At 54.6% G+C, this 25032-nt stretch carries 24 protein-coding genes, 1 pseudogene and 1 riboswitch; of the genes and pseudogenes, 14 read left to right on the top strand and 11 right to left on the bottom strand.

Annotated features, from left to right (window positions below; genetic code table 11):
- The first annotated feature begins 11 nt into the window (after positions 1-11).
- From ACXAF0_RS13775 to ACXAF0_RS13785, 3 genes are all read left to right on the top strand, one after another.
- Positions 12-890 carry a LysR substrate-binding domain-containing protein gene (locus ACXAF0_RS13775; protein WP_475346835.1) on the top strand — a complete coding sequence of 293 codons (879 nt, stop codon included), beginning with the start codon at positions 12-14 and terminating at the stop codon, positions 888-890.
- Positions 891-1019: 129 nt separating this feature from the next.
- Positions 1020-1391: a hypothetical protein gene (locus tag ACXAF0_RS13780; protein ID WP_475346452.1), complete on the top strand. Its 372-nt coding sequence runs from the start codon at positions 1020-1022 to the stop codon at positions 1389-1391.
- Positions 1392-1698: 307 nt separating this feature from the next.
- The gene (locus ACXAF0_RS13785; RefSeq protein ID WP_475346453.1) at positions 1699-1926 is read left to right on the top strand and encodes an aa3-type cytochrome c oxidase subunit IV; all 228 of its coding nucleotides are present in this window, start codon (positions 1699-1701) and stop codon (positions 1924-1926) included.
- Positions 1927-1997: 71 nt separating this feature from the next.
- Here ACXAF0_RS13785 and ACXAF0_RS13790 read toward each other — a convergent pair whose 3' ends face one another.
- Positions 1998-2552 carry a P-loop nucleotide/nucleoside kinase family protein gene (locus tag ACXAF0_RS13790; RefSeq protein ID WP_475346454.1) on the bottom strand — a complete coding sequence of 185 codons (555 nt, stop codon included), beginning with the start codon at positions 2550-2552 and terminating at the stop codon, positions 1998-2000.
- A gap of 350 nt (positions 2553-2902) precedes the next feature.
- Between ACXAF0_RS13790 and ACXAF0_RS13795 the strand changes: the two genes are divergently transcribed.
- A complete protein-coding gene (locus tag ACXAF0_RS13795) occupies positions 2903-3040 on the top strand; it encodes a hypothetical protein (RefSeq protein WP_475346455.1) in 138 nt (45 codons plus the stop codon).
- A 96-nt stretch (positions 3041-3136) separates the two neighbouring features.
- On the opposite strand, the gene ndk is transcribed toward ACXAF0_RS13795, so the two are convergent.
- The gene (ndk, locus tag ACXAF0_RS13800; protein ID WP_008891250.1) at positions 3137-3559 is read right to left on the bottom strand and encodes a nucleoside-diphosphate kinase; all 423 of its coding nucleotides are present in this window, start codon (positions 3557-3559) and stop codon (positions 3137-3139) included.
- A gap of 407 nt (positions 3560-3966) precedes the next feature.
- Here ndk and ACXAF0_RS13805 point away from each other — a divergent pair, with 407 nt between their 5' ends.
- The 3 genes from ACXAF0_RS13805 (at position 3967) to ACXAF0_RS13815 (ending at position 6704) form a co-directional block, all read left to right on the top strand.
- Positions 3967-5859 carry an ABC-F family ATP-binding cassette domain-containing protein gene (locus ACXAF0_RS13805; protein ID WP_475346456.1) on the top strand — a complete coding sequence of 631 codons (1893 nt, stop codon included), beginning with the start codon at positions 3967-3969 and terminating at the stop codon, positions 5857-5859.
- Positions 5860-6084: 225 nt separating this feature from the next.
- The gene (locus tag ACXAF0_RS13810; RefSeq protein ID WP_475346457.1) at positions 6085-6381 is read left to right on the top strand and encodes a type II toxin-antitoxin system RelE/ParE family toxin; all 297 of its coding nucleotides are present in this window, start codon (positions 6085-6087) and stop codon (positions 6379-6381) included.
- 8 nt (positions 6382-6389) lie between these two features.
- Positions 6390-6704 (top strand): HigA family addiction module antitoxin, encoded by a 315-nt coding sequence (locus ACXAF0_RS13815; RefSeq protein WP_475346458.1) that lies wholly within the window; start codon positions 6390-6392, stop codon positions 6702-6704.
- Positions 6705-6790: 86 nt separating this feature from the next.
- Here ACXAF0_RS13815 and ACXAF0_RS13820 read toward each other — a convergent pair whose 3' ends face one another.
- The 7 genes and pseudogenes from ACXAF0_RS13820 to ACXAF0_RS13850 form a co-directional block, all read right to left on the bottom strand.
- Entirely contained in the window at positions 6791-8752 is a 1962-nt protein-coding gene (locus tag ACXAF0_RS13820) for a diguanylate cyclase domain-containing protein (RefSeq protein ID WP_475346459.1), read from the bottom strand.
- 525 nt (positions 8753-9277) lie between these two features.
- Positions 9278-10078, bottom strand: coding sequence for a MetQ/NlpA family ABC transporter substrate-binding protein (locus tag ACXAF0_RS13825; RefSeq protein WP_475346460.1), 801 nt, complete (start codon positions 10076-10078; stop codon positions 9278-9280).
- An 88-nt stretch (positions 10079-10166) separates the two neighbouring features.
- Positions 10167-10826 (bottom strand): methionine ABC transporter permease, encoded by a 660-nt coding sequence (locus ACXAF0_RS13830; RefSeq protein ID WP_475346461.1) that lies wholly within the window; start codon positions 10824-10826, stop codon positions 10167-10169.
- 96 nt (positions 10827-10922) lie between these two features.
- A pseudogene (locus ACXAF0_RS13835) lies at positions 10923-11651 on the bottom strand (methionine ABC transporter ATP-binding protein); the annotation flags it as partial.
- A gap of 65 nt (positions 11652-11716) precedes the next feature.
- Positions 11717-11794, bottom strand: a riboswitch (SAM riboswitch).
- Between the two features lie 160 nt (positions 11795-11954).
- A complete protein-coding gene (locus tag ACXAF0_RS13840; RefSeq protein ID WP_475346462.1) occupies positions 11955-13421 on the bottom strand; it encodes a hypothetical protein in 1467 nt (488 codons plus the stop codon).
- A complete protein-coding gene (locus ACXAF0_RS13845; protein ID WP_475346463.1) occupies positions 13422-13877 on the bottom strand; it encodes a DNA polymerase III subunit chi in 456 nt (151 codons plus the stop codon). It lies immediately after the preceding gene.
- An 87-nt stretch (positions 13878-13964) separates the two neighbouring features.
- Positions 13965-15434 (bottom strand): leucyl aminopeptidase, encoded by a 1470-nt coding sequence (locus ACXAF0_RS13850; protein ID WP_475346464.1) that lies wholly within the window; start codon positions 15432-15434, stop codon positions 13965-13967.
- Between the two features lie 261 nt (positions 15435-15695).
- Here ACXAF0_RS13850 and ACXAF0_RS13855 point away from each other — a divergent pair, with 261 nt between their 5' ends.
- Together ACXAF0_RS13855 and ACXAF0_RS13860 are read left to right on the top strand one after the other, a co-directional pair.
- Positions 15696-16184, top strand: coding sequence for a hypothetical protein (locus ACXAF0_RS13855; protein ID WP_475346465.1), 489 nt, complete (start codon positions 15696-15698; stop codon positions 16182-16184).
- Between the two features lie 134 nt (positions 16185-16318).
- Entirely contained in the window at positions 16319-16573 is a 255-nt protein-coding gene (locus tag ACXAF0_RS13860) for a DUF2798 domain-containing protein (RefSeq protein ID WP_475346466.1), read from the top strand.
- A gap of 11 nt (positions 16574-16584) precedes the next feature.
- Here ACXAF0_RS13860 and ACXAF0_RS13865 read toward each other — a convergent pair whose 3' ends face one another.
- Positions 16585-17049 carry an N-acetyltransferase family protein gene (locus tag ACXAF0_RS13865; RefSeq protein WP_475346467.1) on the bottom strand — a complete coding sequence of 155 codons (465 nt, stop codon included), beginning with the start codon at positions 17047-17049 and terminating at the stop codon, positions 16585-16587.
- A gap of 210 nt (positions 17050-17259) precedes the next feature.
- Positions 17260-18348 carry an AmmeMemoRadiSam system radical SAM enzyme gene (amrS, locus tag ACXAF0_RS13870; RefSeq protein WP_475346468.1) on the bottom strand — a complete coding sequence of 363 codons (1089 nt, stop codon included), beginning with the start codon at positions 18346-18348 and terminating at the stop codon, positions 17260-17262.
- Positions 18349-18446: 98 nt separating this feature from the next.
- On the opposite strand from amrS, the gene ACXAF0_RS13875 reads away from it, so the two are divergent.
- The 5 genes from ACXAF0_RS13875 to ACXAF0_RS13895 all read left to right on the top strand — a co-directional run bounded on the left by ACXAF0_RS13875 (position 18447) and on the right by ACXAF0_RS13895 (position 24574).
- On the top strand, positions 18447-19331 hold the full coding sequence (locus tag ACXAF0_RS13875) for a DUF7014 domain-containing protein (RefSeq protein ID WP_475346469.1): 885 nt from the start codon (positions 18447-18449) through the stop codon (positions 19329-19331).
- A gap of 22 nt (positions 19332-19353) precedes the next feature.
- Positions 19354-20832, top strand: a complete 1479-nt coding sequence (gene amrB / locus ACXAF0_RS13880; protein ID WP_475346470.1) for an AmmeMemoRadiSam system protein B — start codon at positions 19354-19356, stop codon at positions 20830-20832.
- Between the two features lie 5 nt (positions 20833-20837).
- Complete coding sequence (locus ACXAF0_RS13885; protein ID WP_475346471.1) at positions 20838-21221, top strand: DUF2750 domain-containing protein; 384 nt, start codon at positions 20838-20840, stop codon at positions 21219-21221.
- Positions 21222-21298: 77 nt separating this feature from the next.
- On the top strand, positions 21299-22117 hold the full coding sequence (gene cysQ / locus ACXAF0_RS13890) for a 3'(2'),5'-bisphosphate nucleotidase CysQ (RefSeq protein WP_475346472.1): 819 nt from the start codon (positions 21299-21301) through the stop codon (positions 22115-22117).
- A 381-nt stretch (positions 22118-22498) separates the two neighbouring features.
- Positions 22499-24574: a methyl-accepting chemotaxis protein gene (locus ACXAF0_RS13895; protein WP_475346473.1), complete on the top strand. Its 2076-nt coding sequence runs from the start codon at positions 22499-22501 to the stop codon at positions 24572-24574.
- The last annotated feature ends 458 nt before the right edge of the window (positions 24575-25032 follow it).

A 25032-nucleotide genomic window follows, 5' to 3' on the forward strand; every position in this document is an offset into this window, starting at 1 on the left:
TGAGGGACAGGATGCGTACAACTCATACTAAACCACCTTTGCGATCCCTTCAGGTGTTCGAGGTTGCCGCCCGGTGCGGCAATTTCACTGCGGCGGGTCAGGAGCTTGGCCTCACCCAAAGCGGAGTGTCGCGTCAGGTCTCCGATTTGGAAGCAACACTGGGCGTTGCACTGTTTCTGCGCAACGGCGCAAGATTGAGCTTAACCCAGGCAGGGGATCGGTTGGCGCATGAATTAGCAGATAATTTCTCTCGCATCTGGTCCGCCGTGGCAGATGCACAACGATCCCATCAAGTTGTCACACTCTCCATGCTGCCATCGGTGGCAGCAAAATGGTTTGCGCCAAGACTGGGTAACTTTCTGGCGACAAATCCCGACATTGATCTTCGGATTACGGCATCCCGGCATCTTGTGGACTTTGCCCTGGAACGTGTTGATGCTGCGATCCGCTACAGCCCTGCGCCACCCGGCAATCTGGATGCGATCAAGCTCTGCACTGAGACCATCACACCGGTTTGCTCTGCAAAATATGCCATGGACAACAAGCTAGACACGTTTGAAGACCTGTATCGCGCCACCCTTCTTTATGCCGATCTTCCAGAAGACTGGAACGCCTGCTTCAAAGCTGCCGGGTACCAACGCCCGCCACCCGCCGGGCCACGCCTTGGAGATGACAGTGCGATTTTGCAGGCAGCCGTCCAGGGACAGGGCGTCGCACTCGGTCGGTCGTTGCTCGTCGCCGACGATATCGCCGCAGGACGACTGGTCGCACCTTTCAACATCTCTCTGGAAGCCAGCCATGCATATTGGTTTGTCAAACCCAAAGGTGCATCAACCACAGATGCAATTGACGCAGTAAAAGCTTGGCTGTGCTATCAATTCAAAGAATAGCGTCACAAGCGCCTTGGAACCCAGAAGCACCAATAACCGACTGGCAGGCCATAATCTTTGCGCATTCTGATGCTGTGATGTGCTGCGTAAAAGCGACGACCGCCACCACCGCCAAAGAAAGCCGACATCATGATGCGCAAATCCCCTGCCCTCATCACCGCCCTCGCCCTTTTGGCCTTTCTGCCGACCCACGCCATGGCACAGGCCGAGGCCGATGGGGCGGACATGCAAACCGGTGACAAACACTGGCGGGCGCAAAAATGCGCGGTCTATCAGGAAGTCCGTAGCGAAATGCTCGAAGAAATTCCGCGCGGCACACTCAGCCCGGAATTCGCCAGGGCCGAAGAAGACTATATTGAAAATGGCTGTGCCGGCCGGGCCTATGCCTGCCCGAAATCCAAGACAGAACTCGACTATGCCAACAAGATGTCGTTTGCGATGATGAGCCACGGGCTATCGGGCACCTTCCTGCCCTATGGCTGCAAATCGGGCATCCAGTAACCTTTTGGGATCAAAGGTGAACCGCCACGGATGTGAAATGGGTCAAACGTCTAACATTGAGGGTCAAAACTCATTCACATAATCGGCCCGGTCTCCCGGATTTGTGCGGGTATGCGGAGTTAAATCGCAGGAAGATCCATATCTTTCAAGATTTTGCGACAAAATAGCCCGTGCAAATCCGGGTGATCCGAAGGACAACTGATATGAGAGAAAGCCTCTGCGTCAAATCCCTTGACCGGGGATCACCACGATCTGCGGGCTTTTCCTCGCTTTTTCTCTCATATCAGTTGCCGGGTCGGTTATGTGAATGAGTTTTGACCCTCAGGTTAATCTGCATCTTGCACTGCATCAACTTCGTGGATATACATTTGAACAATCCAAAAACACCCAATCTGAGGAGGCAAGTTTGCAGGGTAACGATTACGAACTCACCGAAACCCATGTCAGCATCTATCACGGCTACACGAACTTCGTGAAATGGGGCACCATCTCCATCATTGCCCTGTTGATCCTGATGGCGATCTTCCTTCTGTGATCTGCCAATCGGCATTGATCCGATAGCTCACAAGCGCAAAAGCTGCCGTTCACCGGCAGCTTTTTTTATGCTCAAAGCGTGTCTGTCTCATAACGAATGACATTGAATCCCTCCTCCGCGCCGGGCGGGACAAAGGCCGCATTAATCTGATGAAACTGCGCATCACTGGCGGCAAATTGATGGGTTCCGGCCCGGTTGCGCACACGAAGGCGGTTGATACAGACATCATCTTGCTGGTCGAGATAATGCAAAACATGATCCGCCCCGGCATCCTCAAGGATCCCGCGCATCCAGCCCCGCAAACCAACCGTATTGGCCGGAAAATCCAGCACCACCGAAACCCCCGCACGCAGCAGCATCGCCACATGCGGCCCCATCACGCCGCGCACCCTGTCTGATACCCGGACATAATCGGCAACCGATCGCATCTGGTCGCCAAAAAGCGTCGATAACCATTCATCCTCGGCGATCATAACCGTGCCGGGTTTGCGCGCCAGTTCGGCGGCAAGCGTCGATTTGCCCGCCGCGATCTTGCCACACAGCATATGCAGCGTGCCGGTCTTTGTGCCGTTTTGCGGCATCAAAACCCGGTCGGTTTGGTTTAACTCTGATAAGGGCTTGGTCATCTCTGTCTCCCGTTCTGTTTTGGTCTGGCCGGGAGACAGCCACAAAAAAACCCGCCTCGCCGGCGGGTGGGTCTCATCTGGTCAAAACGTCGCTACTCCGCCACTCTATGAGAGGCGGTAAAAATTCGTGCTGAATGCTGGGTCAAAACGTTTTCCATACCCCAAGAATGGCAGGCACAGACGCACTTGTCCAGCATGATGCGGCGCACAATTGGTGAATATCATAAATATTATTCACCCATAGGTTATTTCGCGCTATCATTTTTACATCGCCTTGCGCGATATCCGGGCACAAAACCAATCAGATAACCGCCCCGGAAAATCATGATCCGCAATCAGGGAGGAAACCCATGCAAGGAAGTGATTATGACGAAGGCCTGGTGCATCACCACGAAGAAGGTTGGCACCACTGGACGAAATTCATGCTCTGGAGTGTGGTCTCGATCGCCGTGCTCCTGCTGTTGATGGCAGGCTTTCTGATCGACTGATCAAACATTACCGCAAAACAAAAAACGCCCCGCAATGTGCGGGGCGCTTTTGCATCCGGAAGAACCGGAGAACTTCAGGGTCAGGACCTGCTAGGCTTAGCCGACGATTTCGGTCTGAGCGAAGAAGTATGCAATTTCGATTGCAGCGTTTTCGAGCGAGTCCGAACCGTGGACCGAGTTCGCTTCGATGGATTCTGCAAACTGTTTGCGGATGGTGCCTTCCTCGGCGTTCGCCGGGTTGGTTGCGCCCATTACTTCGCGGTACTTAACGACGGCATCTTCGCCCTCGAGAACCTGAACAACAACCGGGCCAGAGACCATGAAGTCTACCAGCTCGCCAAAGAACGAACGTTCTTTGTGAACTGCATAGAAACCTTCAGCCTGAGCGCGGGTCAGAGCGACGCGCTTCTGTGCGACAATGCGCAGGCCAGCTTCTTCGATGACGGCGTTGATTTTGCCAGTCAGGTTGCGGCGCGTTGCGTCCGGCTTGATGATCGAAAGAGTGCGTTCGACAGCCATTGGTTTCACCTAAGCTTTGTAAAAATTCGTTACCCCCAAAGAGGACCCCACTGAGTCCCCCGAGCACAAAGGGCCTGCGGAAGATAAAGGCGGCACCAAAGACCGCCCTTATCATCCACAGACCCGAAGGTTGGCGCTATATAAACGGGGTTGGATCGCAACGCAACACATAGTTCTACCGCTGCAAAGCAGACCTGCAGCCGTTGCATTCACCCGTTTCGACTGTAAAAAGCCCCCAAAAGGCATGAAACTGCGGTTCCCGGCTGTTTTGGCACCGTCCTGTCACCGAAATCACAGCTGCGATGACAATTTGAAGAATCCTTGCGTCCAAGGCCCGCCTGCCCTATTGAAAGCACAGAAATCCTTGCGATTCCCCCGAAAACGACCCGATACCGGCGAAAGACATCATGCTGCAAATATCCGATCTGACCTACCGCATTGGCGGCCGCATCATTCTTGATCAGGTCAATCTGACCATCCCGGACGGGCACAAGGTCGGCCTGATTGGCCGCAATGGCGCGGGGAAATCGACCCTGCTCAAACTGATCTCAGGTGAATTGCCGGGTGACGGTGGTGATATCCGCCTGGCCAAGCGGGCCCGCATGGGCGTCGTCGCCCAGGAAGCCCCGGCGGGTGAACGCTCGCTGATTGAAACCGTTCTGGCGGCCGACACCGAACGCGCAAGCCTTTTGGAAGAAGCCGAAACCACCACCGACCCGCACCGCATTGCCGAGGTCCACACACGTCTGGCCGATATCGACGCCCACACCGCCGAGGCCCGCGCGGCATCGATCCTTTCCGGTCTTGGTTTTGACGCGGATGCCCAGCAACGCCCGTGTGATGATTTCTCGGGCGGCTGGCGCATGCGTGTCGCCCTTGCCGCGACCCTGTTCCTGCGCCCGGATCTGCTGCTGCTTGACGAGCCGACCAACCACCTTGATCTCGAAGCCACCATCTGGCTTGAAAACTATCTGATCAATTATCCCGGTACGATCATCCTGATCAGTCACGACCGCGATCTTCTGAACCGCGCGGTCAAGACCATCGCCCATCTGCATGATGGTACGGTCACGCTTTATGGCGGCAATTACGACAAATTCGCCAAGACGCGCCGCGAACAGATGGAATTGGCCTCCAAGCATTATGAAAAGCAGATCGCCCAGCAAAAGCATCTGCAATCCTTCATCGACCGCTTCCGTGCCAAGGCCAGCAAGGCCAAACAGGCACAAAGCCGTGTCAAAATGCTCGAAAAAATGGGCCCGGCCATTCCGGTGGTCGAGGATCGCGGCATCAGCTTTGACTTCCCAAGCCCCAAGGAATTGCCACCGCCCCTGATTAACATTCACGATGGCGATGTCGGCTACGAAGAAGGCAAACCGATCCTGCGCAATATCAGCCTGCGCATTGATATGGATGACCGTATTGCCCTTCTGGGCGCCAACGGCAACGGTAAGTCCACACTGGCAAAGCTTCTGGCCGAACGGCTTGAACTGATGTCAGGTGAAAAGCATTCATCAAACAAACTGCGCATCGGCTATTTCGCGCAGCACCAGACGGACGAACTCCGCGGCGATGAAACGCCCTATCAGCATATGGCATCCCTCATGCCCAACGTCATCGAAAGCAAGGTCCGCGCCCAGCTCGGCCGCTTTGCCTTCGAAGGCGATAAGGGCGACACCAAGGTCAAGGACCTCTCGGGCGGGGAAAAGGCGCGCTTGCTGTTTGCGCTGATGACGCTCGATGCGCCGCATATGCTCATCCTCGATGAGCCGACCAACCACCTTGATATCGACAGCCGCGATGCGCTCAACCATGCGCTCAATGCCTATGAAGGTGCTGTGATCATCATCAGCCACGATCCCTATCTGATCGAAGCCTGTGCGGATCGCCTGGTGTTGGTCGCGGATGGCACGGTCAAGGCGTTTGACGGCGACGTTGCCGAATATCGCCAGTACCTTCTGGATCGTGCACGCATGGAACGTCGCGCGAATAAAGGCGACGATGCGGGCAAACCCGCCAAACGTGACCGCAAGGCCGAACGCCAGCAGGCGGCTGAAAAACGTAAAGCAGCCGCCCCGGTCAAACGCGAAATAGAGAAGCTTGAAAAACAGATGGAAAAGCTTTCCGAACGCAAAGCCGCCATCGAAGAAAAAATGGCCGACCCGACCCTTTACGAAGACGCCAACGCCCAAAAGCTCTCGGATATCCAGCTCGAACTCGGCAAACTCGAAAACGACCTTGCCATGATCGAACAAAAATGGATGGACAAGCAGGAGGAATATGACGCGATGGTGGCGTAAGGAGCCACTTGGGATTCAGGCGCATGCCCCCACGCACGCAGCCATACGTGCCTACCTGTTGAGTTGACATCTGTACCGTTGCGGAAAAAGGGGACTGTCCCCTTTTTTGCGCCCTTTTCTACGCACGCTCCCTTTTCTGAGCACGCAGCCATACGTGTCCACCTGTTAAGTTGACAATTGTACCGTTGGGCGGTACAGTGACCCAAGCTTAATGGAGCATGTCGATTGATCGGATCTTTTCGCGACAGGTGGCTTGAAGACTTTTTCATTCGTGACCAGGCAGGAAAGAAAATTCCCGCCGATATCAATGCCCGCCTGTTTCGGAAGTTGCAGTTGATTGATGATGCAATCTCAAGCAACGATTTACGCGTTCCGCCCAGCAACCATTTTGAAGCATTAAAGGGCAAACTGGCCCGGTATCACTCCATCCGGATCAATCGCCAATGGCGGCTGGTATTTCTTTGGGACGACACCAAAGGCAAGGCTGACGACCTTTATCTCGACAATCATAGCTATCGATGAGGCCCACAATGATCACGACAGCAAGAAAACCCGTCAGCGTTGGTGAAATGCTCGTCACCGAGTTCATGGAACCGATGGAATTGACGCAGACCGCTCTGGCCGAAGCCATGGGCGTTCCGCGCAAGCATGTAAACGAGCTGTGCAACAACCGACGCCGGATAACCGTTGATACGGCGCTTATCCTGGCCCGCGTTTTTGGTAACAGCGCGGAATTCTGGATCAACACCCAGACCCGCAATGATCTATGGGAAGCCCACAATATCCCTGATCGCCGCAAGCGGATCGAACGCGCCCGCCCGGTCACCTCTCCTGCTGCGGCATAAGCCTGACAGCGACCATAGCCGCGCGCTCTAACGCAAAAAGGACAGCCCAATCGGACTGTCCTTTTTTGTTTGCTCTGCCCCCGGAATTATCGCGATCCGTTGGCCTGCTTTTTCTCGTTCCCTTTGCGGAAGCGCTTCTGGCGATACATCTGCTCGTCCGCCAAGCCCAGAAGCGCAACACTTTCGCGGCTATCGGTCGGGAAGATTGCGATACCGACACTGGCGCCAACCGTGATGGTCAGGCCGCCAAATTCCATCGGGCGCTGCAGGGCGGTCTGGATTTTCTGGGCGATCCAGTCGGTTTCCTCATGACTTGCGACTTCTTCGGCAATGACGGCAAACTCATCGCCGCCAAGACGGGCGACCGTATCGTCGTGGCGCACGGTTTCGCGGATCCGCTCGCCCACCACGCGCAGAACCTTGTCCCCGACCTCATGCCCATGCTGGTCATTGATCGGTTTGAACCCGTCAAGATCGATATACAGCAGCGCGATGGCGTATTCTTCGCTTTCGGCGTGACCGCAGGCCACTTCAAGCCGGTCTTCAAACAGCAACCGGTTGGGTAAACCGGTCAGGGCATCGTGATTGGCCTGACGCCAAAGTTCCTGCGCATTTTCCATATGGCGCGAGATATCCAGCCCCATTTCGACATAATGCACCGCCCCCTCTTCCGGGTCGGCAATCGCACTGATCACGACATTGGAATAGAAAAACTTGCCATCCTTGCGCCGGTTGCGGACCTCGCCCTCCCAGGTGCCGCTCGCGCGCGCCGACATCAGGATTTCATCCAATTCCTCGGTGTTTTCCCGCTCGGCCCGGACAAAGGCCAGCGGCTTGCCAACAGCTTCATTGGGCAGATAGCCGGTCATGGCGGTAAAGCCCGGATTGACCTTGCGGATGATACCGTCCGGATCCGTGATCACCACACTGTTTTTCGATACTTCCAGCACGCGTTCGGACAACCGCGCCCCGAAACTTGCCACCAGTTGCCGGCGCCGGGTCCAGGAATAGGCGGCACTGCCAATCGCGATCAGCAAGATCACCGCAATACTGACAACAGTCAGCATGTTGCGATCCGGGCTCAGCAAGGCGTGATATTGTTCATCCGGCAGGCGTGCGCCGATAAACAGGTTCAGGCGACTGGTCTGGGCAATGTCATTTTCCAGAATGACAGAAATCTTCTGTCCGAAATCCCCGCGCAGCAACAGGTCGGATACCTCAATCCGGGCAACCGTGTAAAAGCCCTGATCGGTGACGAAGCTTGTTTCCCCCGCCTGCATTTGTTCCCAGGCCGGGGCAAACCGGTCGGCCACTACTGCCGGTGTTCCGGTCAGATCGCGGGCCCAGTTTTCGCCCGGTTCGCCGCCGATAATCCAGTTGCCGTCCTCGTCCGTGACAAAGGCATGTGCGCCATCGCGTTCAAGCGGCCCGATCACTTCGGCCAGCATCGGACTTGCGCGCAGGTTCAAAACCAAAACACCCTGACGGTCGCCAAGGCGATCAAAGACCGGGGATGCCAGCCGGATGACCGGCTTGATCGGCTGTTCGATCTCGCCAAATTCGCGGTTCAGATCGATGCCCGACATGTAAAACGTGCCGCGCGGGGCGCTTGCGGCCAGCTTGAAATAGGATCGGTCTGCCTTGTTCTGCAATTCACCCGCGGGCACGGTATAGGGAATGCCACTGCCGTAATTGACCCGCACCACTTCTTGCCCGTCATGATCAAGATAGCGGATCTGGTCATAAATCCCGCGGCGCAAGGCAAACAGCTCATACTCGCTGGCAAGCTGCGCCCTGTCGGTACGCCCGTCTATGACCGCGTCAAGCTGGGTGCTCTCGGACAGGATCAGCAGATCAGACACCACTACATTGATGCGCTCGCGCATGATGGCAATCGATTTGTCGAGCGCAAAGGATTGGTCATCGGCGATCTGCTTGCCCCGGACATTCGCCCGCTCCCAAGCCAGCAGCCCGATGACGAGCAGGAACACCGCACTAAGCGGCACAAAACAGGCAAGGAAGGATTTCAGATGACCGAATTTGATCATGGTGCTTTTGGCTTTTCGCTCTTGGGCTTTGGGGCTCTCGCGTTTTTGGGCCCCTGATCGTCGCAAGGATGCGATCCTGTGCACATAGCGCGGGCTGCCAGCAGATCACATATTATGCGGTCGTATGATCCCATACATGCGTTTCCTCCCAGCATTTACAAGACACCGCCTGAAATTTTTCAAATTTTATTATTTTAAATCATATTATTATCATATTTTTATTTATTATAACTATTCCAATAAATGCAAAGAGATTAGCCTATACGTCTTATTAAAATGCTTCAGGGTCCCCTTGGCGTCATCTGACTGCGTCATACCATCCACGGCACCTGCGCCCCAAAACCCGGCACGCCTCCCCGCCTAAATCACACCACCGAAAATCCCATGATCAAATCCGGACGTGCACGCCGGACAACCTATTCCTCATACAATTTGATTTACGCGGTTTTGGCACATCGCCATAAAAAAATCCCGCAGGGCGCAAACCCCACGGGACTTTTCAATTATTTTGAATAATCGGTCAGATTATTCAGGAAGTTTGAATACCGGCAGGACCGAGCCTTCATACTTGGTTTCGATGAATTTGCGGACCGCATCATCATGATAGGATTCAACCAGCGTCTTGACCCACGGCTCGTCCTTGCGCGATGTCTGGGTGACGATCACGTTAGCATACGGGCTGTCATTGCCTTCGATTGCAATGGAATCCTTGATCGGGTTCAGACCGGCTTCGAGCGCGTAGTTGGTGTTAATCGCCGACGCATCCAGATCATCAAGCGAACGCGGCAGCTGGGCCGCATCGAGCTCTACAAAGCTGATATCCTTGGGATTTTCGATGACGTCAAGCGGGCTGACGACAAGACCAACCGCCGGATCAACCTTGATCAGACCATGGGACTGCAACACCAGAAGCGCACGGCCGCCATTGGTCGGATCGTTCGGAATGCCGACTTCGGCACCTTCGGGCAGCTCATCAAGGCTTTTGATTTTGTTGGAATAAATGCCCATCGGGGTCAGGATGTTGTACCCAACCACCGACAGCTCATAACCACGGTCCTTGATCTGGTTATCCAAATACGGCACATGCTGGAAGCTGTTGGCATCCAGATCGCCATCATCAAGCGCCTGGTTCGGGATAACATAGTCCGAGAAGCTGACCAGTTCGATGTCCAAGCCCTTGGTGGCAGCCACCTTGACGACTTCTTCCATGACTTCTTCATGCGCACCCGGGGTGACGCCGATCTTGATCGCGTCATTGGCCAGTGCCGGACCGGTAAGCGCCGATGCGAGAACCGCAGCCGCCGTCAGTTTAAAGAAAAACCGCATTGTAAAACTCCTTGTTTTCTTTTGGGTTTGTGCGGGAATTTGACGAATGTGAGCAATCCTCACATTCGGAATTTGTTCGATGAAAGGCTCAGATATTCCGCTTGTCGGCCTTGCGCGCCAGATAGTCGCCAAAGCTTTGCACGGCCTGCACGACAACGATCAGGGTGATGACAACGGCGGCCATCACATCCGGGCGGAACCGCTGATAGCCATAGCGAATACCAAGATCACCAAGGCCACCGGCACCAACCGCACCCACCATCGCGGAATAGCCAATCAGGGTCACCGCGGTCAGGGTCAGACCGTGAATGATACCGGGCAGTGCTTCGGGCAGAAGAACCTTGGTCACGACCTGCACCGGGCGCGCCCCCATGGCCTGGGCCGCTTCGATCAGGCCGCCATCCACTTCGCGGATCGCCCCTTCGATGATGCGGGCAATGAACGGGATGGCAGCAACCGTCAGCGGTACAATCGCCGCCGAAGTCCCGATGGAGGTCCCCACGACAAAGCGGGTAAACGGAATGATCGCGACCGCAAGAATGATGAAAGGCACGGAGCGCGTCGCATTGACCAGCGGGCCAAACAGGCGCTGGAACCACAGCGCTTCAAACAGCTCTCCACGGCCGGATGTTGCCAGCAAGACACCGAGCGGCAAGCCAAACACCGTGGCGATGCTGAGCGAAACCGCAACCATGTAAACGGTTTCCCAGGTCGCCTGCAGCAGAATGGGTGCAAGGGTTGAAAACATGACTTAGCCCTCCTGCCCGGCTGCAGCACCGGTGGTCGTGTTGGTGGTCTTATTGTTTGCATCCGATCCGGCGCGGAAATCCATGAATTCATCGGCCAGAAGTGACTGGGTGGTCGCGTGCTTGGGATCAGCAAAGATGCCATCAACCCCGCCTTCTTCGACGATCACGCCGCCATCCATCACCGCCACACGGTCACAGAGCGCTTTGACCACCGCCATTTCATGGGTGATCACGACCATGGTCAGGCCGAGGCGTTTGTTGATGTCTTTAAGCAGGGTCAGTATCTGACGGGTGGTTTCCGGATCAAGGGCCGAGGTGACCTCGTCACAGAGCAAAACCTTGGGGTTTGATGACAGCGCGCGTGCAATACCGACACGCTGTTTCTGGCCCCCGGAAAGTTCAGCCGGATAGCGATCACGCTTTTCTTCAAGCCCGACAAGCGGCAATAGCGGATCAACCGCCTTGGCAATATCGGCCTTGCTGGCACCGGCCAGTTCAAGCGGAAGTGCGATATTGTCATAGACCGTGCGCGAAGACAGAAGGTTGAAGTGCTGGAACACCATGCCAAGCTGACGGCGGAACAGCGGCAAATCACGTTTGGACAGGGTCGTGACATTGGTGCCATCGACCGTGACCGTCCCGGATGTCGGGTATTCAAGCAGGTTGATGCAGCGGATGAGCGTGGATTTGCCTGCACCGGAACGGCCAATGACGCCAACGATTTCGCCTGCTGCAATATCAAGATTGATGCCGCGCAATGCGATATGTTCGTCGCTGCCACGCCGGGCCGCATAAGTTTTATGGACGTTCGAGAGCCGGATCATGGGTCTCAACCTTTCCGTAGATACAAAAAAACCGCCGCGGCTTAACCGAGGCGGTCGTACATACGGAGCATATACGCCCTCTCGCTTTAGCCGCATTTTTAGCGCGCCCGCAAGCTGAGGAGCAAATCGGCGCGATCAATGAGTCCTGTGTATCTGACTAGACGTCATTGTTCAATGACAATGACCATGCATTTTACGCATGGCGCGTATTACAACCCGATATATTACAGTTGTTTAAGTGTTTATGTTCAATTGAGAGCTACGCCCCCCAGCCCGTTTTAGGATCACCGACCGCACAAACTATCAATAGGGCGACACGCCAAGTTCATCCCACATCCAGGAAACATCGACCTCTCGCAGGGGACTGCCTTCCGGGCTTGATTCCAGATGGTTTTCGAGCAGTTTAATCCACTGCACCAGTTCTGCAGTATCCTCGGGCTGGCGTGATTTCGACAATTCACGCGGGGTCTTCTGATCCAGTGCCGGAACCGGCTGGTCGATTAGTTGACGATAATACTGATCAGCCATTTCAATCTGGGTTGCGTAGAGTTGTGGATCATCGCGCGATGGCAAACGATCCGCATCTGCGCCATGTTCGCCCTCATCGGCTTCGACAATCCGGACCACCGGTCTCCCGACCTTGCCTTCGAGGAAAGCCGCAATCATGTTTGCACCACGCTCTGCGCGCTCAAACGAATTGGTCGTAAGAAACAAATTCCGGCCTTCCAGTTCCACATTTCCAAGAACAGTTCCACCTGTATCCATTGTTGTGGACAATATCCTGACATTTTGATCGCTGACTTCCGCCTGCGTTGCCGGTTTATCCGTTTCCAGCCAATTCCAGAACTTGGCCGTTTCTATCTTGAGCTCGGGGATATTATTAAGAATGGGCCGCAGCTTTGCCTGTGTGATCCCCTTTGACAGCGGAAACCGCACTTCGTGCCATTCAATCGGATCACCGTCGGTATTCACCAGCACCGGCATATCGGGGTCAAGAATGCGTGATACACAGTGACGGACATAGACACTGCTGCACAAGCTTGCCAAGCTCTCTGTTTCATCAATATCGGGCAATGCCAGATCACCCTTGTCGAGCTCAGCCAAGGCGGCGGACAAATCCGGATCATCTGCTTCGCTGGTCATTTCGGTCGTGAGTTTCATCATATCGGCAGGGCTGATTTCTGCCATCAGATCCACTACCTCAAGAACCTCAGCAACCATATCCGCATCCAGAGGCAGAAGACCGCCGGTAAACTGCACCTTGCCATTAACATTCAAAAGCCGCCCGGCTACCCGGTCCCACTGCCTGAGAAAATGGGTTCCGGATTTCTCACTCACCCAGACCGGTTCATCTGCTTCCATGATATCGCGGGCAAAAAAGCCTTCGTCCTTTTTTATCCCGGAAATTTCGTACAGGCGGATTCGAGATTCTTTCAGCGCGCGGATATAGTTGCGTATGGCTGGCTTTTCTTTCCATCCCCGGCGTTTGAGATATTCATCGGCAAGGTTGAGATTTCCGGGAAAGATTTTTGTGACAAAATCCTCGAAAATATAGCCGTTCAGTACGGCACCGAAATCCTCAGAAAACAGATCAAAAATATCGTCGAAATCAAGATCAAACCGGTCACATGTGTCGCCCAGGTGTTCTTCAACCATTTCACCATAATGGTCCTGCCACTCCGGACGCTGTGACCACGCCATCAGGTTCACCAAGGGATGTCTGTCTACCATGAAAATACTCCTTCGAAGCCTGAGCGCTTTGCCCGGCACTCAGCTTTCGGCCTTTTTCTCCCACGATCCTTGCGGGGTTTGCTGCCAGTAGGACAGTTTGTGGCCGGCGTCTTTCCAGTCTTTCCAGCGGGTGCGGGCCTCGGCCACGGCATCATGGTCGCGGTCATCAAACAGCATGATGACGCGTTCATACTCGCCGACCTTCTCGCTCATGGCGCGGTCGGTCAGAAACAGGAATTGGGCACCGTTGGGATTTTCATCCTCATCGGTCAGCCAGACCGGCTGCATTTCCGCATCGCCATCGGATTTCGAACCATGGGGCAACCAGCTTGCCGGGTCATAGGTCCAAAGCAGGGTATTGATGGCTTCAATGCGTTGGTCATTGCCGGTCATCACCACGGCACGCTTTTCGCGCTCCAATGTTTTGGAGAGCAATGTGGGCAAGGCCCGTTCCAGCGGCATGCTGGTGAGATGGTAAAACCAGATATCAGCCATAAGGCGGTTTTATCCCGAACATGAAAATGGGGCAAGGTGATCAACACCCTGCCCCACAAAATCCATTCCAGCGCAGTGCGCGCGGGCTTAGTTTTCGTAGTTATCAGCGACAAAGCGATCAAGCAGACGCACGCCAAAGCCGGTCGCGCCCTTGGGCGTGACTTCCTTGTCGGACGTTGACCAGGCCATGGCGGCGATATCAAGATGCGCCCACGGGCGGTCCTTGGTGATAAAGCGCTTGAGGAACTGGGCAGCCGTGATCGAGCCCGCCGCACGACCGCCGACATTTTTCATGTCGGCAATGTCGGATTTGAGCTGCTTGTCATAACCAGATCCCAGCGGCAGACGCCAGACGGTTTCATCAACCGAAAGACCGGCCGTGCTGATCTGGGTCGCCAGATCATCATTGTTGGCGAACAGACCGGCATTTTCATGGCCAAGTGCAATGATGACCGCCCCGGTCAGGGTTGCGAGATCGACGATCAAACGCGGATCGTGTTTTTCCTGCACATAGGTCAGCGCATCACACAGAACCAGACGGCCTTCGGCGTCGGTATTGATGACTTCGATCGTCTGACCGGACATGGAGGTCACAACATCGCCCGGACGCTGTGCGGTCGATGACGGCATGTTTTCCACCAGACCAACCACGCCGATCACGTTGCATTTCGCCTTACGACCCGCCAGCGCCTTCATCAGGCCGGAAACCACACCGGCCCCGCCCATATCGAACTTCATGTCTTCCATGCCAGCAGCCGGTTTGAGCGAGATACCACCGGTATCAAAGGTCACACCCTTGCCGACAAAGGCGACCGGAGCGTCCTTTTTCTTGCCGCCGTTCCAGCGCATGACAACCATGGCCGGTTTCTGGGCCGATCCCATGGCAACGCCCAGAAGCGCACCCATGCCAAGCTTTTTCATTTCCTTTTCGTCAAGGACTTCAATCTCGACCCCGAGCTTTTCGAGCGCCTTGACTTCCTTGGTGAAGCTTTCGGGATGGAGAACGTTGGCCGGCTCGGACACCAGATCGCGGGTGAAGAACACGCCTTCGACAACCTTTTTGGCAGAATCAAACTGCTTCTTGGCGTCCTTGTGATCGTGGGCTGAAATCTTCAGCGCCTTGAGGACCGGCTTGTCTTCCTTGGTTTCGGTGGTGCGGTATTTGTCGAAACGATAATCGCGCAGCATCGCACCGGTTGCGAAATCAGACGCCAGACCTTCCATGTCAAAGAGAACGGAAAGCTCCTTCTCGCCGGTCGAGATGGCACGCGTGGTGACAGACCCGCCCAGTTTCTGGGCGGCAATCACGTCAAATTCGGCTTCCTTGCCGATCCCGAAAATGATCACGCGCGACAGATCGACATTGGCCGGTGCCAGCACCTGCAGGCTCTGGCCCGATTTGCCCTTGAAGGTCGACGCCTTGATCGCCTTGGTGATCGCACCACCGGTTGCCTCATCAAGTGCAACGGCACTGGGCATCAGATCGGCACCTTCGGTCGCAAAGGCGATAACCGCACCGCTTTTCGGAATGGCGAGATCGGAAAACGTGATCTTCATGGTGAACAGGACTCCTGTCATGTTTCGGGGCGCGCGGTCCTTATCAAGCAACCGCGCATCAAAATGCTGCTCCTAATCTAGCGTGAATAACGCGCTTGAAAAGGCTTATCGTTGAAAAAGGTGTCGGATTTCAATGAAATGAAACGCGCAAGCACTCTTAAATTTTATGAACACTCAAAAACATCGATGCTCATTCTACTTTAGCGTACGTTTAACCATACCGCTTCTCGCAGGAATGGCCAGTTTCTCCAAGGATTCCAAATGTTGATACAGCTCAGCGAACATGACATGCGTCAATATACTAAGCTCCACATTTCCCGAGAAGATATTGCATTTTCCCGCCAATGCGCTGCTTACATACGTAAAAAAGGATACTTCCATAAACCTTGGAAAAGAGGAAATGCCTACTTCCATCAATGTAATTATGTCACTTCATTGATAGTGAGTTACGCGCGTCCATTTTCACCCGGCAGAGGCGGTCACAATTTCCCTAAGAAACTAATTCCATACAATGATGCAGAGATGCGTCTTCACAACGATATTTGTGAAAAAAGAAATAAAATCAGCGCACACTCAGATCCAGGGCTATGGCGACTACAACCTTGGAAGCATGAAGATGTTCAAACAGTAATTACATCTCAGCCAGATGCATATTTATCGCCGTCAGAGATAGACTGTTTTCTTAAAATGACACCACCCTTGCAATCTGCCATTCAGGATAAGATGCGAGAGATCATGTCCAAATACTAGCTAACGAAGTCACTCAAAGCAGCCTACCCAGAAATTAAACCGACTTGAAAATTGACATTGCGCAGAGACTTGCGAACAAAAACATTACATCATAATTTTATGGTATATTGTTCGCATTATCGGAAGAAGACCCCATGCAGCCTTTTATTCCCCGCCGTCTGGAGCCCGTTGCCTTTGCCTTTTTGCTTTCGGGCATCCAGTCCTTTCTGATTTCAGGCATCGCGACATCGATCGCGATTTCGGACTGGTCGAAGTTTTTTGAATTGTGGATGGGGGCTTATGTGTCGTCCTGGGCGATTGCGTTCCCGGGTGTGCTGGTTGTCGCACCGCTGGTGCGCAAGATCCTGAAACGGATCGTCAAACAAGACAGCAGCACGCAGGCGGCCTGAGCCACGGTTCATCAGCCGAAATCAAACAGCGAAAGCGACGGGTTGGATTTGATATATTCCACCTCGTCGTTTTCGACATCGCCTGTGCTATGCCAGCCGTGGCTTTCATAAAAGCCATGCGCGCGGTTATCGGGATTGGCCCCGGTGGTGAGCGAGATGTCATTACATCCCTTGGCAAACAGCCAGTCTTCGGCGGTGCGCAGCAAAGCCGCACCGACCCCGCGCCCTTCAAATTCCGGATCGACAAATAGCGCCCAAAGGGTGGCCTCGCTCGGGATCGCAATCGCGAACCCGGCAGCCGAGCCATCCAGATCGGCAAGCCAGATGCCATAACCCTGGGTAAGCCATTTGCCAAAGGCCGCCTTGGTGATGCCGCGTTCGGCGAGTTCAGACGCCGAGAGATGGTTTTCGCGCACGCGGCTTCGGATGGCAAAGATTGCCCCGACATCGCCCAATCGTGCTTTGCGAATTTTCATCCCGGCCACTGTGTGTGCTTTCTTATCAACCGCATCAAACTGGGCGGCAATGTAGCGATATGACGCGAGAGTGCCAGCGAAATCGTCAGGTCGCTGCTCCAACCGAACCTTAACCAGTGTCATCCCCGCGAAAGCGGGGATCTACAAGGCACCACCGCGCGATGGATTCCGGGTCTGCGCTTCTCGCTCCGCCCGGAATGACGGGGTTCGTCAGGATGTGGGTTTTAGCCGCACCGGCAGGCGTTTCGGGCCCCACTGGCCCGGCTGCGCCTGAAACACACCGGCACAATGGGTGCCGCAGCTTTTGCACGCCCCATGGGCATCAAGGTTCCAGTCAGACAACTGATACCAGTCGCGCCCGATCAGGATCTCGCCGCAGGCATGGCAGAAGGTGCTGCTGTGGGATTTGTCATGGACGTTGCCGACATAGGCATAGCGGATGCCGTTTTGCATGGCGATCCTGCGCGCACGCACCAGTGTTTCGGGCGGGGTGCGCGGGGTATCCATCATTTTCCAGTCGGGGTGGAAGGCCGAAAAATGCATTGGCACATCGGGGCCGAGTTCATCATGGACCCATGACGTCATTTCATGGAACTCGGCGTCGCCATCATTCTCGCCCGGGATCACAAGATTGGTCAGCTCCACCCAGACGCCGGTTTCATGACGGAGATATTTAAGCGTTTCCAGCACATCATCCAGATGGGCCGAGCATAGCTGATGATAAAAGCGATCCGTAAAACCCTTCAGATCGACATTGGCGGCATCCATATGGCGGAAGAATTCCACGCGCGCCTCATCACCAATATAGCCCGCCGTCACCGCCACGGTCCGTAAACCCATTTCACGGCAGGCAATGGCGACATCGACGGCATATTCGAGAAAGATCACCGGATCATTATAGGTGAACGCCACCGCAGAGCAGCCATAAGCCTTGGCGGTCTTGGCGATCATTTCAGGTGTCGCGAGCGAGGAAAGCTTATCCATCTCGCGCGCTTTGGAGATTTCGTAATTCTGGCAGAACTTGCAGGTCAGGTTACAGCCCGCCGTGCCAAAGGACAGGATCGGGGTTCCGGGCAGAAAGTGATTGAGCGGCTTCTTCTCGATCGGGTCAATGCAAAAGCCCGAGGATCGCCCCCACGTCGTCAGCACCATCTGATCGCCCTGGCGCGCGCGGACAAAACACAAGCCCCGCTGCCCGTCCTTCAGCTTGCAAAAGCGCGGGCAGACGTCGCACTGAATGCGGCCATCCTCAAGATGGTGCCAGTAGCGGGCCGGGACGGTATCGGAATTGCTTTGCAACACTAAACCATAGAAAAGCTTGTCTATCCTCTCAACTGTTAAGCTATCATGCTATGGCTTGTACGCGTAACACGAAAACAACCAAGGGAAGTGCTTTGATGCTGTTCTTTGAGAGAATGAAATCCCAACGAGGAGAATGGCCGAAAACTTTTGAGAAAGATCATTTTCCTCAGGAAGCACGCGCGCAATGTTGGCAGATTTTGGAAAACAGAGAAATCAGCTACGGAAATATCGTCGAACAAGTACGACATGCTTTAGGCGTTTATCGGTTAAACTCTGCCGGTAATCCCAGAGGATACATGGAGAACTACAGCTACGCGCGAGAACTAAATCAATTTCTTCATAATGGGCTCGAGGGCGGCGAGACATTAAAAGACGTAGAATACGCATTGACTGTTCTAGAACTAATGCTTTGTGACTGCAGTGACTATCAGGGAAAAGATGACGCGATATATCGCGTAAATTATCGCCTTAGACTCGCTGGCGTTGGCTTCAAGTTTAGCTCTATGAATCTTGTTCCTGTCGATGATGAAGAACTAACAAATGATGCTGTAATTCCAACCATCAGCCTGTTGAATCAAGACCTTTTTACAGACGCATATGGCTATCTTCGCCAAGCATTCATAGATTACAAAACTGGTTCGAGTGAGAGCCTTCAGAACGCAATAGACAATACCGTAAAAGCCGTCGAGGCGACCCTCAAAACAATCTTCGATGACTTGGGTATACAGTATAGCGCCAGAGACACCTATATGCCCTTGGTTCAAAAAGCGTCAGAGAACGGTCTATTTCCTGCTATTTCATCTGATAAACTTGCTCCGATCACCAACCAGCTAAAGGGGCTTGGCGAAATACGGAATCGGGAAAGCGGACATGGTGGACCAGATAAAGCGGTCTCCGATAAAGCTGTGCGCCTTGCGATCCATCATGCCACTGCCAATCTCCTTTATATTGTCGAAACGTACCTAGAACGTAACGATTAATAGTCACAAACCGAGTTCAATCATGACCATCATCCGCCCGCCTGCTGTTGCCGGGACGTTTTATCCGGCCGATGCCGATCTGCTGCGTAGCGAGATTGACGGGCTGATGGGTGCAGCTTTGCAGTCGGACGCTGCGCAGCAAGAAGCCACACCGCCCAAGGCGATCATTGTGCCGCATGCGGGTCTGATGTTTTCGGGCAGTCTGGCGGCGCTTGGCTTTGCCACGGTGAGGGCACTCAAGGACACCATCAAACGCATTGTGATCATTGGGCCGGCACACCGCATGGCGTTTCAGGGGATTGCTTTGGCGCGTGCCGATGGGTTTGCGACGCCACTTGGCACGATGCGCTGTGACCTGCCAGCACTGCAAAAGGCGTTGGCGTTGCCGCATGTGCAGATGCTTGATGAGGCGCACACGCTTGAGCACGGGCTTGAGATCGAATTGCCGTTTATCCAGCGCCTGTTTGGCGAGGGTGCTGATATCGGCATTGTGCCGCTTCTGGTCAGCCGGTGCAGCCCGCGGCAAGTGCATGAAGTGATCGAGAAGCTTTGGGGCGGGCCGGAAACCCTGATCGTGATTTCATCGGATCTGTCGCATTTCCATGATTATGACACCGCGCAACAGATGGATAATCGCACACGGACGATGATCGAGAATTTTGATGCCGAAAACATCGACACCAGCGATGCCTGTGGCGCGTTGCCGGTCGCCGGAATACTGATTGCGGCGCGCAATCGCGGCATGACGATCAAGACGCTTGGCATGCGCAATTCCGGCGATGTGACCGGCGATAAATCGCGTGTTGTCGGCTATGGTGCCTGGGCGCTTTATGACGGAAAGGCATCGGGGATGCAGGATGACGACGAGGACGGCGAGGATGATTTTACCAAGGCGACCGAACATCTGATCAAGACGCACGGGGCCGAGATGCTGGGCCTTTGTCGGCAATCGATCCTGCATGGGCTTGAGACCGGGGCGCCGCTTTCGGTTTCACCCAATGAATTTGGTCCGGCGTTGTCCGCACCGGGGGCGTGTTTTGTGACACTCAAGAAGGCCGGGCAGCTGCGCGGATGCATCGGGTCGATCATGGCGCATGCGCCGCTTGCGACTGATCTTTGCGAGAATGCGTTCAAGGCAGCATTCCGTGATCCGCGCTTTGCCGGATTATCACGCGAAGAGATCAATGATGATCTGGAGCTTTCGATATCGGTGCTGTCACCACCGCATCCATTTACCTTTGCCGATGAGGCGGATTTTGTTGCCAAGCTGACGCCGTTTGAGGACGGGATCATTCTGGCGGATGGCAATCGGCGGGGCTTGTTCCTGCCGCAAGTTTGGGATCAGCTGCCCGATCCGAAAGATTTCCTCGCCCACCTTAAGCGCAAGGCGGGGCTTGCGATGGATCACTGGTCACCCAATATGCGCGCAGAGCGGTTTATTACGCGCGGGATATCCTCACGGGATGCTTCCCCGAGCGGCTTTTGGGATCAGCAGGATTAAACGCCATGGCAAGCAAGACACAAGATGATACGCGCTACGCCGACTTCATCGCCGAGGTGGCGGAATGGGAAGGGGTTTGGGCGCTTTATCATAATGGCTGGCTGCTGCAGACAAACGACGCTGGCGAGAAATTCTGCCCGATCTTTGCATTGCGTGATGAAGCGAAAAGCTTTGCGGCCAGCATTCAAAGCGATCATGTACCCACCGCCATCACCCTTGTTGAATTGACCGAAAGCCTGATGGTGAAATGGCGGGCCGAGGAGATCATGGCGGGCATCTGCCCCACCCCGGGCAAGCCCGCGATTGTCGTCAGCCTTGATCAGCTGAGCGATGATCTGATGGCCGCGCTCAAGGACGTCATGGCCGAGCGGTTTGGCAAGCAAAGCTGAAAAGCGGCACTGGACCTTACGGTCAAAATTCCCTATTCCCGAGGGACAGATAACTTTTCCCGAGAGACGAGAGAGCCATGACCGTTGCCCTGCCCGCTGATGCCAATGCCCTTGAAAACGGACTCCTTGAAATCGCCCGCAAGGCCGGGGCCGCGATGATGGCAATCTATCAGACCGATTTCGAAGTGCGTTCCAAGGATGACGCCAGCCCGGTGACCGAGGCCGATGACGCGGCAGAGGCCGTGATTCTGCCGGGGCTGCGTGCGCTGACCCCGGATGTTAAAATCGTGTCCGAGGAAAGTGCCGCCAAGGGCGATGTGCCCGATGTGAATGGGGAGACCGATTTCTTCTGGCTGGTCGATCCGTTGGACGGCACCAAGGAATTCATCAAGCGCAATGGCGAGTTCACCGTCAATGTGGCCCTTATTGCCAAGGGAAAACCGGTTCTGGGCGTGGTGTATGCCCCGGCCATCGACAAGCTCTATTATGGCGGACCGGATGGTGCAAAGCTGATTGAAGGCAATGTCATGGAGCCGAAAACCACCGCCATTTCAGTGCGTGACATGCCCGAAGATGGTGTGGTCGTGGTCGGCTCCCGCTCGCACGGCGATCCCGAAGCGATGAAGGCGTTTCTGGGCGACCTTGCGGTCAAGGAAATGCGCCCGGCGGGAAGCTCGCTCAAGCTTTGTCTGGTCGCAGCCGGTGAAGCTGATCTTTATCCGCGTCTGGGCCCGACCATGGAATGGGATATCGGGGCCGGTCACGCGGTTCTGGCGGCAGCTGGTGGTGTGGTGGAAAATATGGACGGATCAGGATTCGTTTACGGCAAGGCCGATTTCCGCAACCCGTTCTTCATCGCACGCAGCCCAAGCGTGCCGGTCACCTATCAGAATTAAAGACCAGGCCAGAAGGAAAGACTGGGCCTGAAGTTAAGACTGGGCCAGAAGTTAAGACCAGGAACGACGCCTCACAACGAGGCGCCTTCGAACAAGGCCCGAGCCCCCCGAACCCCGAACACAAAACACCGGGGCTCGCCCCCTCATTGTTTCCAAATTTCGCCGACAGTACGGCTCACGGCACGATCAACGCCCGTCTGCAAGGCGTGATCGATTATGCCTTTGTGTCTGATTTTTAGACTGCCCGGCGCGTTATTTCCAAAAAAATTGAGTTATTTCAGTCTCCTTCTTGAAATCAGGTTGGACGGCACAAATTTGTATATCGCCAAAAATACTATGCAATTGGACAGCAATAGACCCATTTTGGGAGACTTAACGTATATGTTCCGGACTTCGATATCTCGCCTCATCATATCGCTACAAAGCCTTTTGCTGATCGGCTTTGTCAGTGTGACGGGCGTTCTCGCGTTTATCAGCTGGCAAAGCTCGGACAACGCATCTGAAATTTTGAATGCAACCCGCGCAGATCAGTCGCTCTTTTCCGCCGTTCTTGGCGTAAGGCAACAGATTTCCAAGACACAGACCGCACTGGTGTCGCAAGACAACCCGACAGCGGCCTTTGCCGAAACGCGCGCCATTGCTGATGAGAGTTTCGACACCGCGATGGCGGCCCTTGAAAATGTCGAGATTGATGGCGTTGAAGAACATATCGCCAATCTTCAGGCGGCATGGGCGGAACAGAACAGTCAGGAAGCAAAAATTGATGCCCTGACGAAACTTCCCAGAGACCAACGCAGCGTGCCCGAGGTCAAGGAATGGTCAAATTCGGTACGGGCCGTGGTTAACACCATTTTGGACGTATCGCTTGCAGTCGGGAATGATGTTCGGCTGCTTGATCCGTTTGTTGGCGAGATGATCCAGGTTCGACGTGCTTCATGGATGGTACGCGACAGGTTCGGCAGCCAATGTTCGCTTTTGCGTCCATATGTCTCAAACAATGAGCCCCTTACCGCTGAGGCCTTTGCCAGTTGGAACCAGCGCAAAGGTGGTTATCAGCTTATGTGGCGGGAAATTGATGACGTTATGGCCCGACCGGGCATTCCCCAGGCGCTGCTAAATGCGGTTCAAGTGGCGGAAGAAGCAACGCAATCAACGCAAGCAAAGCTGAATGACCTGCAAGCAGGTTTGAATGGTGGTGCGGCACCGGCAATGGCCGCGGCGGACTATACCGCACTTTGTAATGGCCCGTTTGATCAGATTGTTGCCGTCGGTCAAACCGCCATGAAAGAAGCCGTTCTGGGTGCCGAGGACAAAAAAGTATCCGCCGCGATTGCATTGGTTGTGGTGATCATTTGCCTTCTCCTTGCCCTGGCTCTTTCGGCATTTGCGATTGCATCTGTTCTTCGGCGTTTCTCAACCCCGATTGGCAGCCTGATGGTTGATGTCGAACGTCTTTCGCAAGCAGACTACAAAACCGAGGTGACAGAAACCGGCGCGCCCGATGAACTGGGTCGTCTTGCTAGTGCCCTTGAAGAGCTGCGTAAAAATGCGTTGCAGACCGAAGAACTGCGTGCAGCACAACAAAAAGCCCAGCAAGAGCAGATTGAAAAAGGGAAGCAACTGTCCGAGGCCGTCAGTGCCTTTGAACAGGGCTCCGCACGCATTGTGACAGCGGTGCGCCACGCATCGGGTGATATGCACGGCAATGCCGAACAACTATCGTCCATTGCGGAAAACACCGATCAACGCACCCAAGTGGTTGCCACGGCATCGGGCGAAGCATCGGGCAATGTGCAAACCGTTGCAGCAGCATCCGAGGAACTCAGTGCGTCGATCATTGAGGTTAACCAGCAAATCAACGGATCATCGCGTATGGCCAACGATGCGGTGGATGAAGTTGAACAAACCAACCAGTCGTTTGCGGAACTTCGCGAAGCCGCAGACAAGATTGGCGAAGTTGTTGAGCTGATCCAGAACATCGCATCGCAGACCAACCTTCTGGCGTTGAACGCAACGATTGAGGCCGCCCGTGCCGGTGATGCCGGCAAAGGTTTTGCCGTGGTTGCCAACGAGGTCAAAACCCTTGCCACTCAAACGCACAAGGCAACCGAGGAAATATCGGGCCAGATTGGCGGCATGCAAACGGCCGTTGGTTTGTGTGTTGATGCGATCACCGGGATCGGCACCAAGATCCACGCGATCAACGAGGCAATTTCGGCAATTGCCGCAGCCACCGAGGAACAATCATCGGCAACCCAGGAAATTGCCCGAAATGTCCAGCATGCCGCCACCGGCACGTCGGAAGTCTCGGACAATATTGCCTCGGTAACCGAAATGGCACGCGATACACGGCAAATGTCGGATGAGGTGCTGAAAGCATCTGCAGAGCTTTCAAGCCAGGCCGATGAACTGGGCCGTGAGGTTGAAGACTTCCTGTCGCGCGTCAGAGGCATCTGATCTGGTTTGATCTGATCTAGACGGAGGGGACCGACCCGTCGGGCCGTTTCGCACAAGATCTCACAAAAAATGGGCAGTGCATCACAGCGCTGCCCATTTTTTCTTGTCAATCACACCGACCACAAGACACATCATCAATGACGAAATTCATTTCGCGACAGCGCGCTTGAACTGAATTTCAAAGCCGCATCAGCAGCTTGTCGATGGCGCATTGCACCAATGGCAATTGGCGATTTTCCAACAAAGGTTAAAACGCCGCCATGCCGCGGTTTCATTGACTTTCCGGGTATTTTGCGCTATACATAATTTATCGCCACACAGAGTGTAGGTGACGTAAATAGCCGCCGGAATCACGGCGACGCGGTCTTGTCTCACTACTGCAGGGCGAGACAGGGCTAGAGCGTAAATTGGAGCCGCCATTTTCATGGCGGCTCTGCGCTGTTCGGGGCAGATTTTTC

Source organism: Thalassospira sp. ABD4_177, from assembly GCF_056160125.1.

Excerpts from the sequence above, each read along its gene's own strand:
- ACXAF0_RS13775 (WP_475346835.1), top strand. The coding sequence starts at position 12 with ATGCGTACAACTCATACTAAACCACCTTTGCGATCCCTTCAGGTGTTC.
- ACXAF0_RS13780 (WP_475346452.1), top strand. The coding sequence starts at position 1,020 with ATGATGCGCAAATCCCCTGCCCTCATCACCGCCCTCGCCCTTTTGGCC.
- ACXAF0_RS13785 (WP_475346453.1), top strand. The coding sequence starts at position 1,699 with ATGAGTTTTGACCCTCAGGTTAATCTGCATCTTGCACTGCATCAACTT.
- ACXAF0_RS13790 (WP_475346454.1), bottom strand. The coding sequence starts at position 2,552 with ATGACCAAGCCCTTATCAGAGTTAAACCAAACCGACCGGGTTTTGATG.
- ACXAF0_RS13795 (WP_475346455.1), top strand. The coding sequence starts at position 2,903 with ATGCAAGGAAGTGATTATGACGAAGGCCTGGTGCATCACCACGAAGAA.
- ndk (WP_008891250.1), bottom strand. The coding sequence starts at position 3,559 with ATGGCTGTCGAACGCACTCTTTCGATCATCAAGCCGGACGCAACGCGC.
- ACXAF0_RS13805 (WP_475346456.1), top strand. The coding sequence starts at position 3,967 with ATGCTGCAAATATCCGATCTGACCTACCGCATTGGCGGCCGCATCATT.
- ACXAF0_RS13815 (WP_475346458.1), top strand. The coding sequence starts at position 6,390 with ATGATCACGACAGCAAGAAAACCCGTCAGCGTTGGTGAAATGCTCGTC.
- ACXAF0_RS13820 (WP_475346459.1), bottom strand. The coding sequence starts at position 8,752 with ATGATCAAATTCGGTCATCTGAAATCCTTCCTTGCCTGTTTTGTGCCG.
- ACXAF0_RS13825 (WP_475346460.1), bottom strand. The coding sequence starts at position 10,078 with ATGCGGTTTTTCTTTAAACTGACGGCGGCTGCGGTTCTCGCATCGGCG.
- ACXAF0_RS13830 (WP_475346461.1), bottom strand. The coding sequence starts at position 10,826 with ATGTTTTCAACCCTTGCACCCATTCTGCTGCAGGCGACCTGGGAAACC.
- ACXAF0_RS13845 (WP_475346463.1), bottom strand. The coding sequence starts at position 13,877 with ATGGCTGATATCTGGTTTTACCATCTCACCAGCATGCCGCTGGAACGG.
- ACXAF0_RS13850 (WP_475346464.1), bottom strand. The coding sequence starts at position 15,434 with ATGAAGATCACGTTTTCCGATCTCGCCATTCCGAAAAGCGGTGCGGTT.
- ACXAF0_RS13855 (WP_475346465.1), top strand. The coding sequence starts at position 15,696 with ATGTTGATACAGCTCAGCGAACATGACATGCGTCAATATACTAAGCTC.
- ACXAF0_RS13860 (WP_475346466.1), top strand. The coding sequence starts at position 16,319 with ATGCAGCCTTTTATTCCCCGCCGTCTGGAGCCCGTTGCCTTTGCCTTT.
- ACXAF0_RS13865 (WP_475346467.1), bottom strand. The coding sequence starts at position 17,049 with ATGAAAATTCGCAAAGCACGATTGGGCGATGTCGGGGCAATCTTTGCC.
- ACXAF0_RS13875 (WP_475346469.1), top strand. The coding sequence starts at position 18,447 with ATGCTGTTCTTTGAGAGAATGAAATCCCAACGAGGAGAATGGCCGAAA.
- amrB (WP_475346470.1), top strand. The coding sequence starts at position 19,354 with ATGACCATCATCCGCCCGCCTGCTGTTGCCGGGACGTTTTATCCGGCC.
- ACXAF0_RS13885 (WP_475346471.1), top strand. The coding sequence starts at position 20,838 with ATGGCAAGCAAGACACAAGATGATACGCGCTACGCCGACTTCATCGCC.
- cysQ (WP_475346472.1), top strand. The coding sequence starts at position 21,299 with ATGACCGTTGCCCTGCCCGCTGATGCCAATGCCCTTGAAAACGGACTC.
- ACXAF0_RS13895 (WP_475346473.1), top strand. The coding sequence starts at position 22,499 with ATGTTCCGGACTTCGATATCTCGCCTCATCATATCGCTACAAAGCCTT.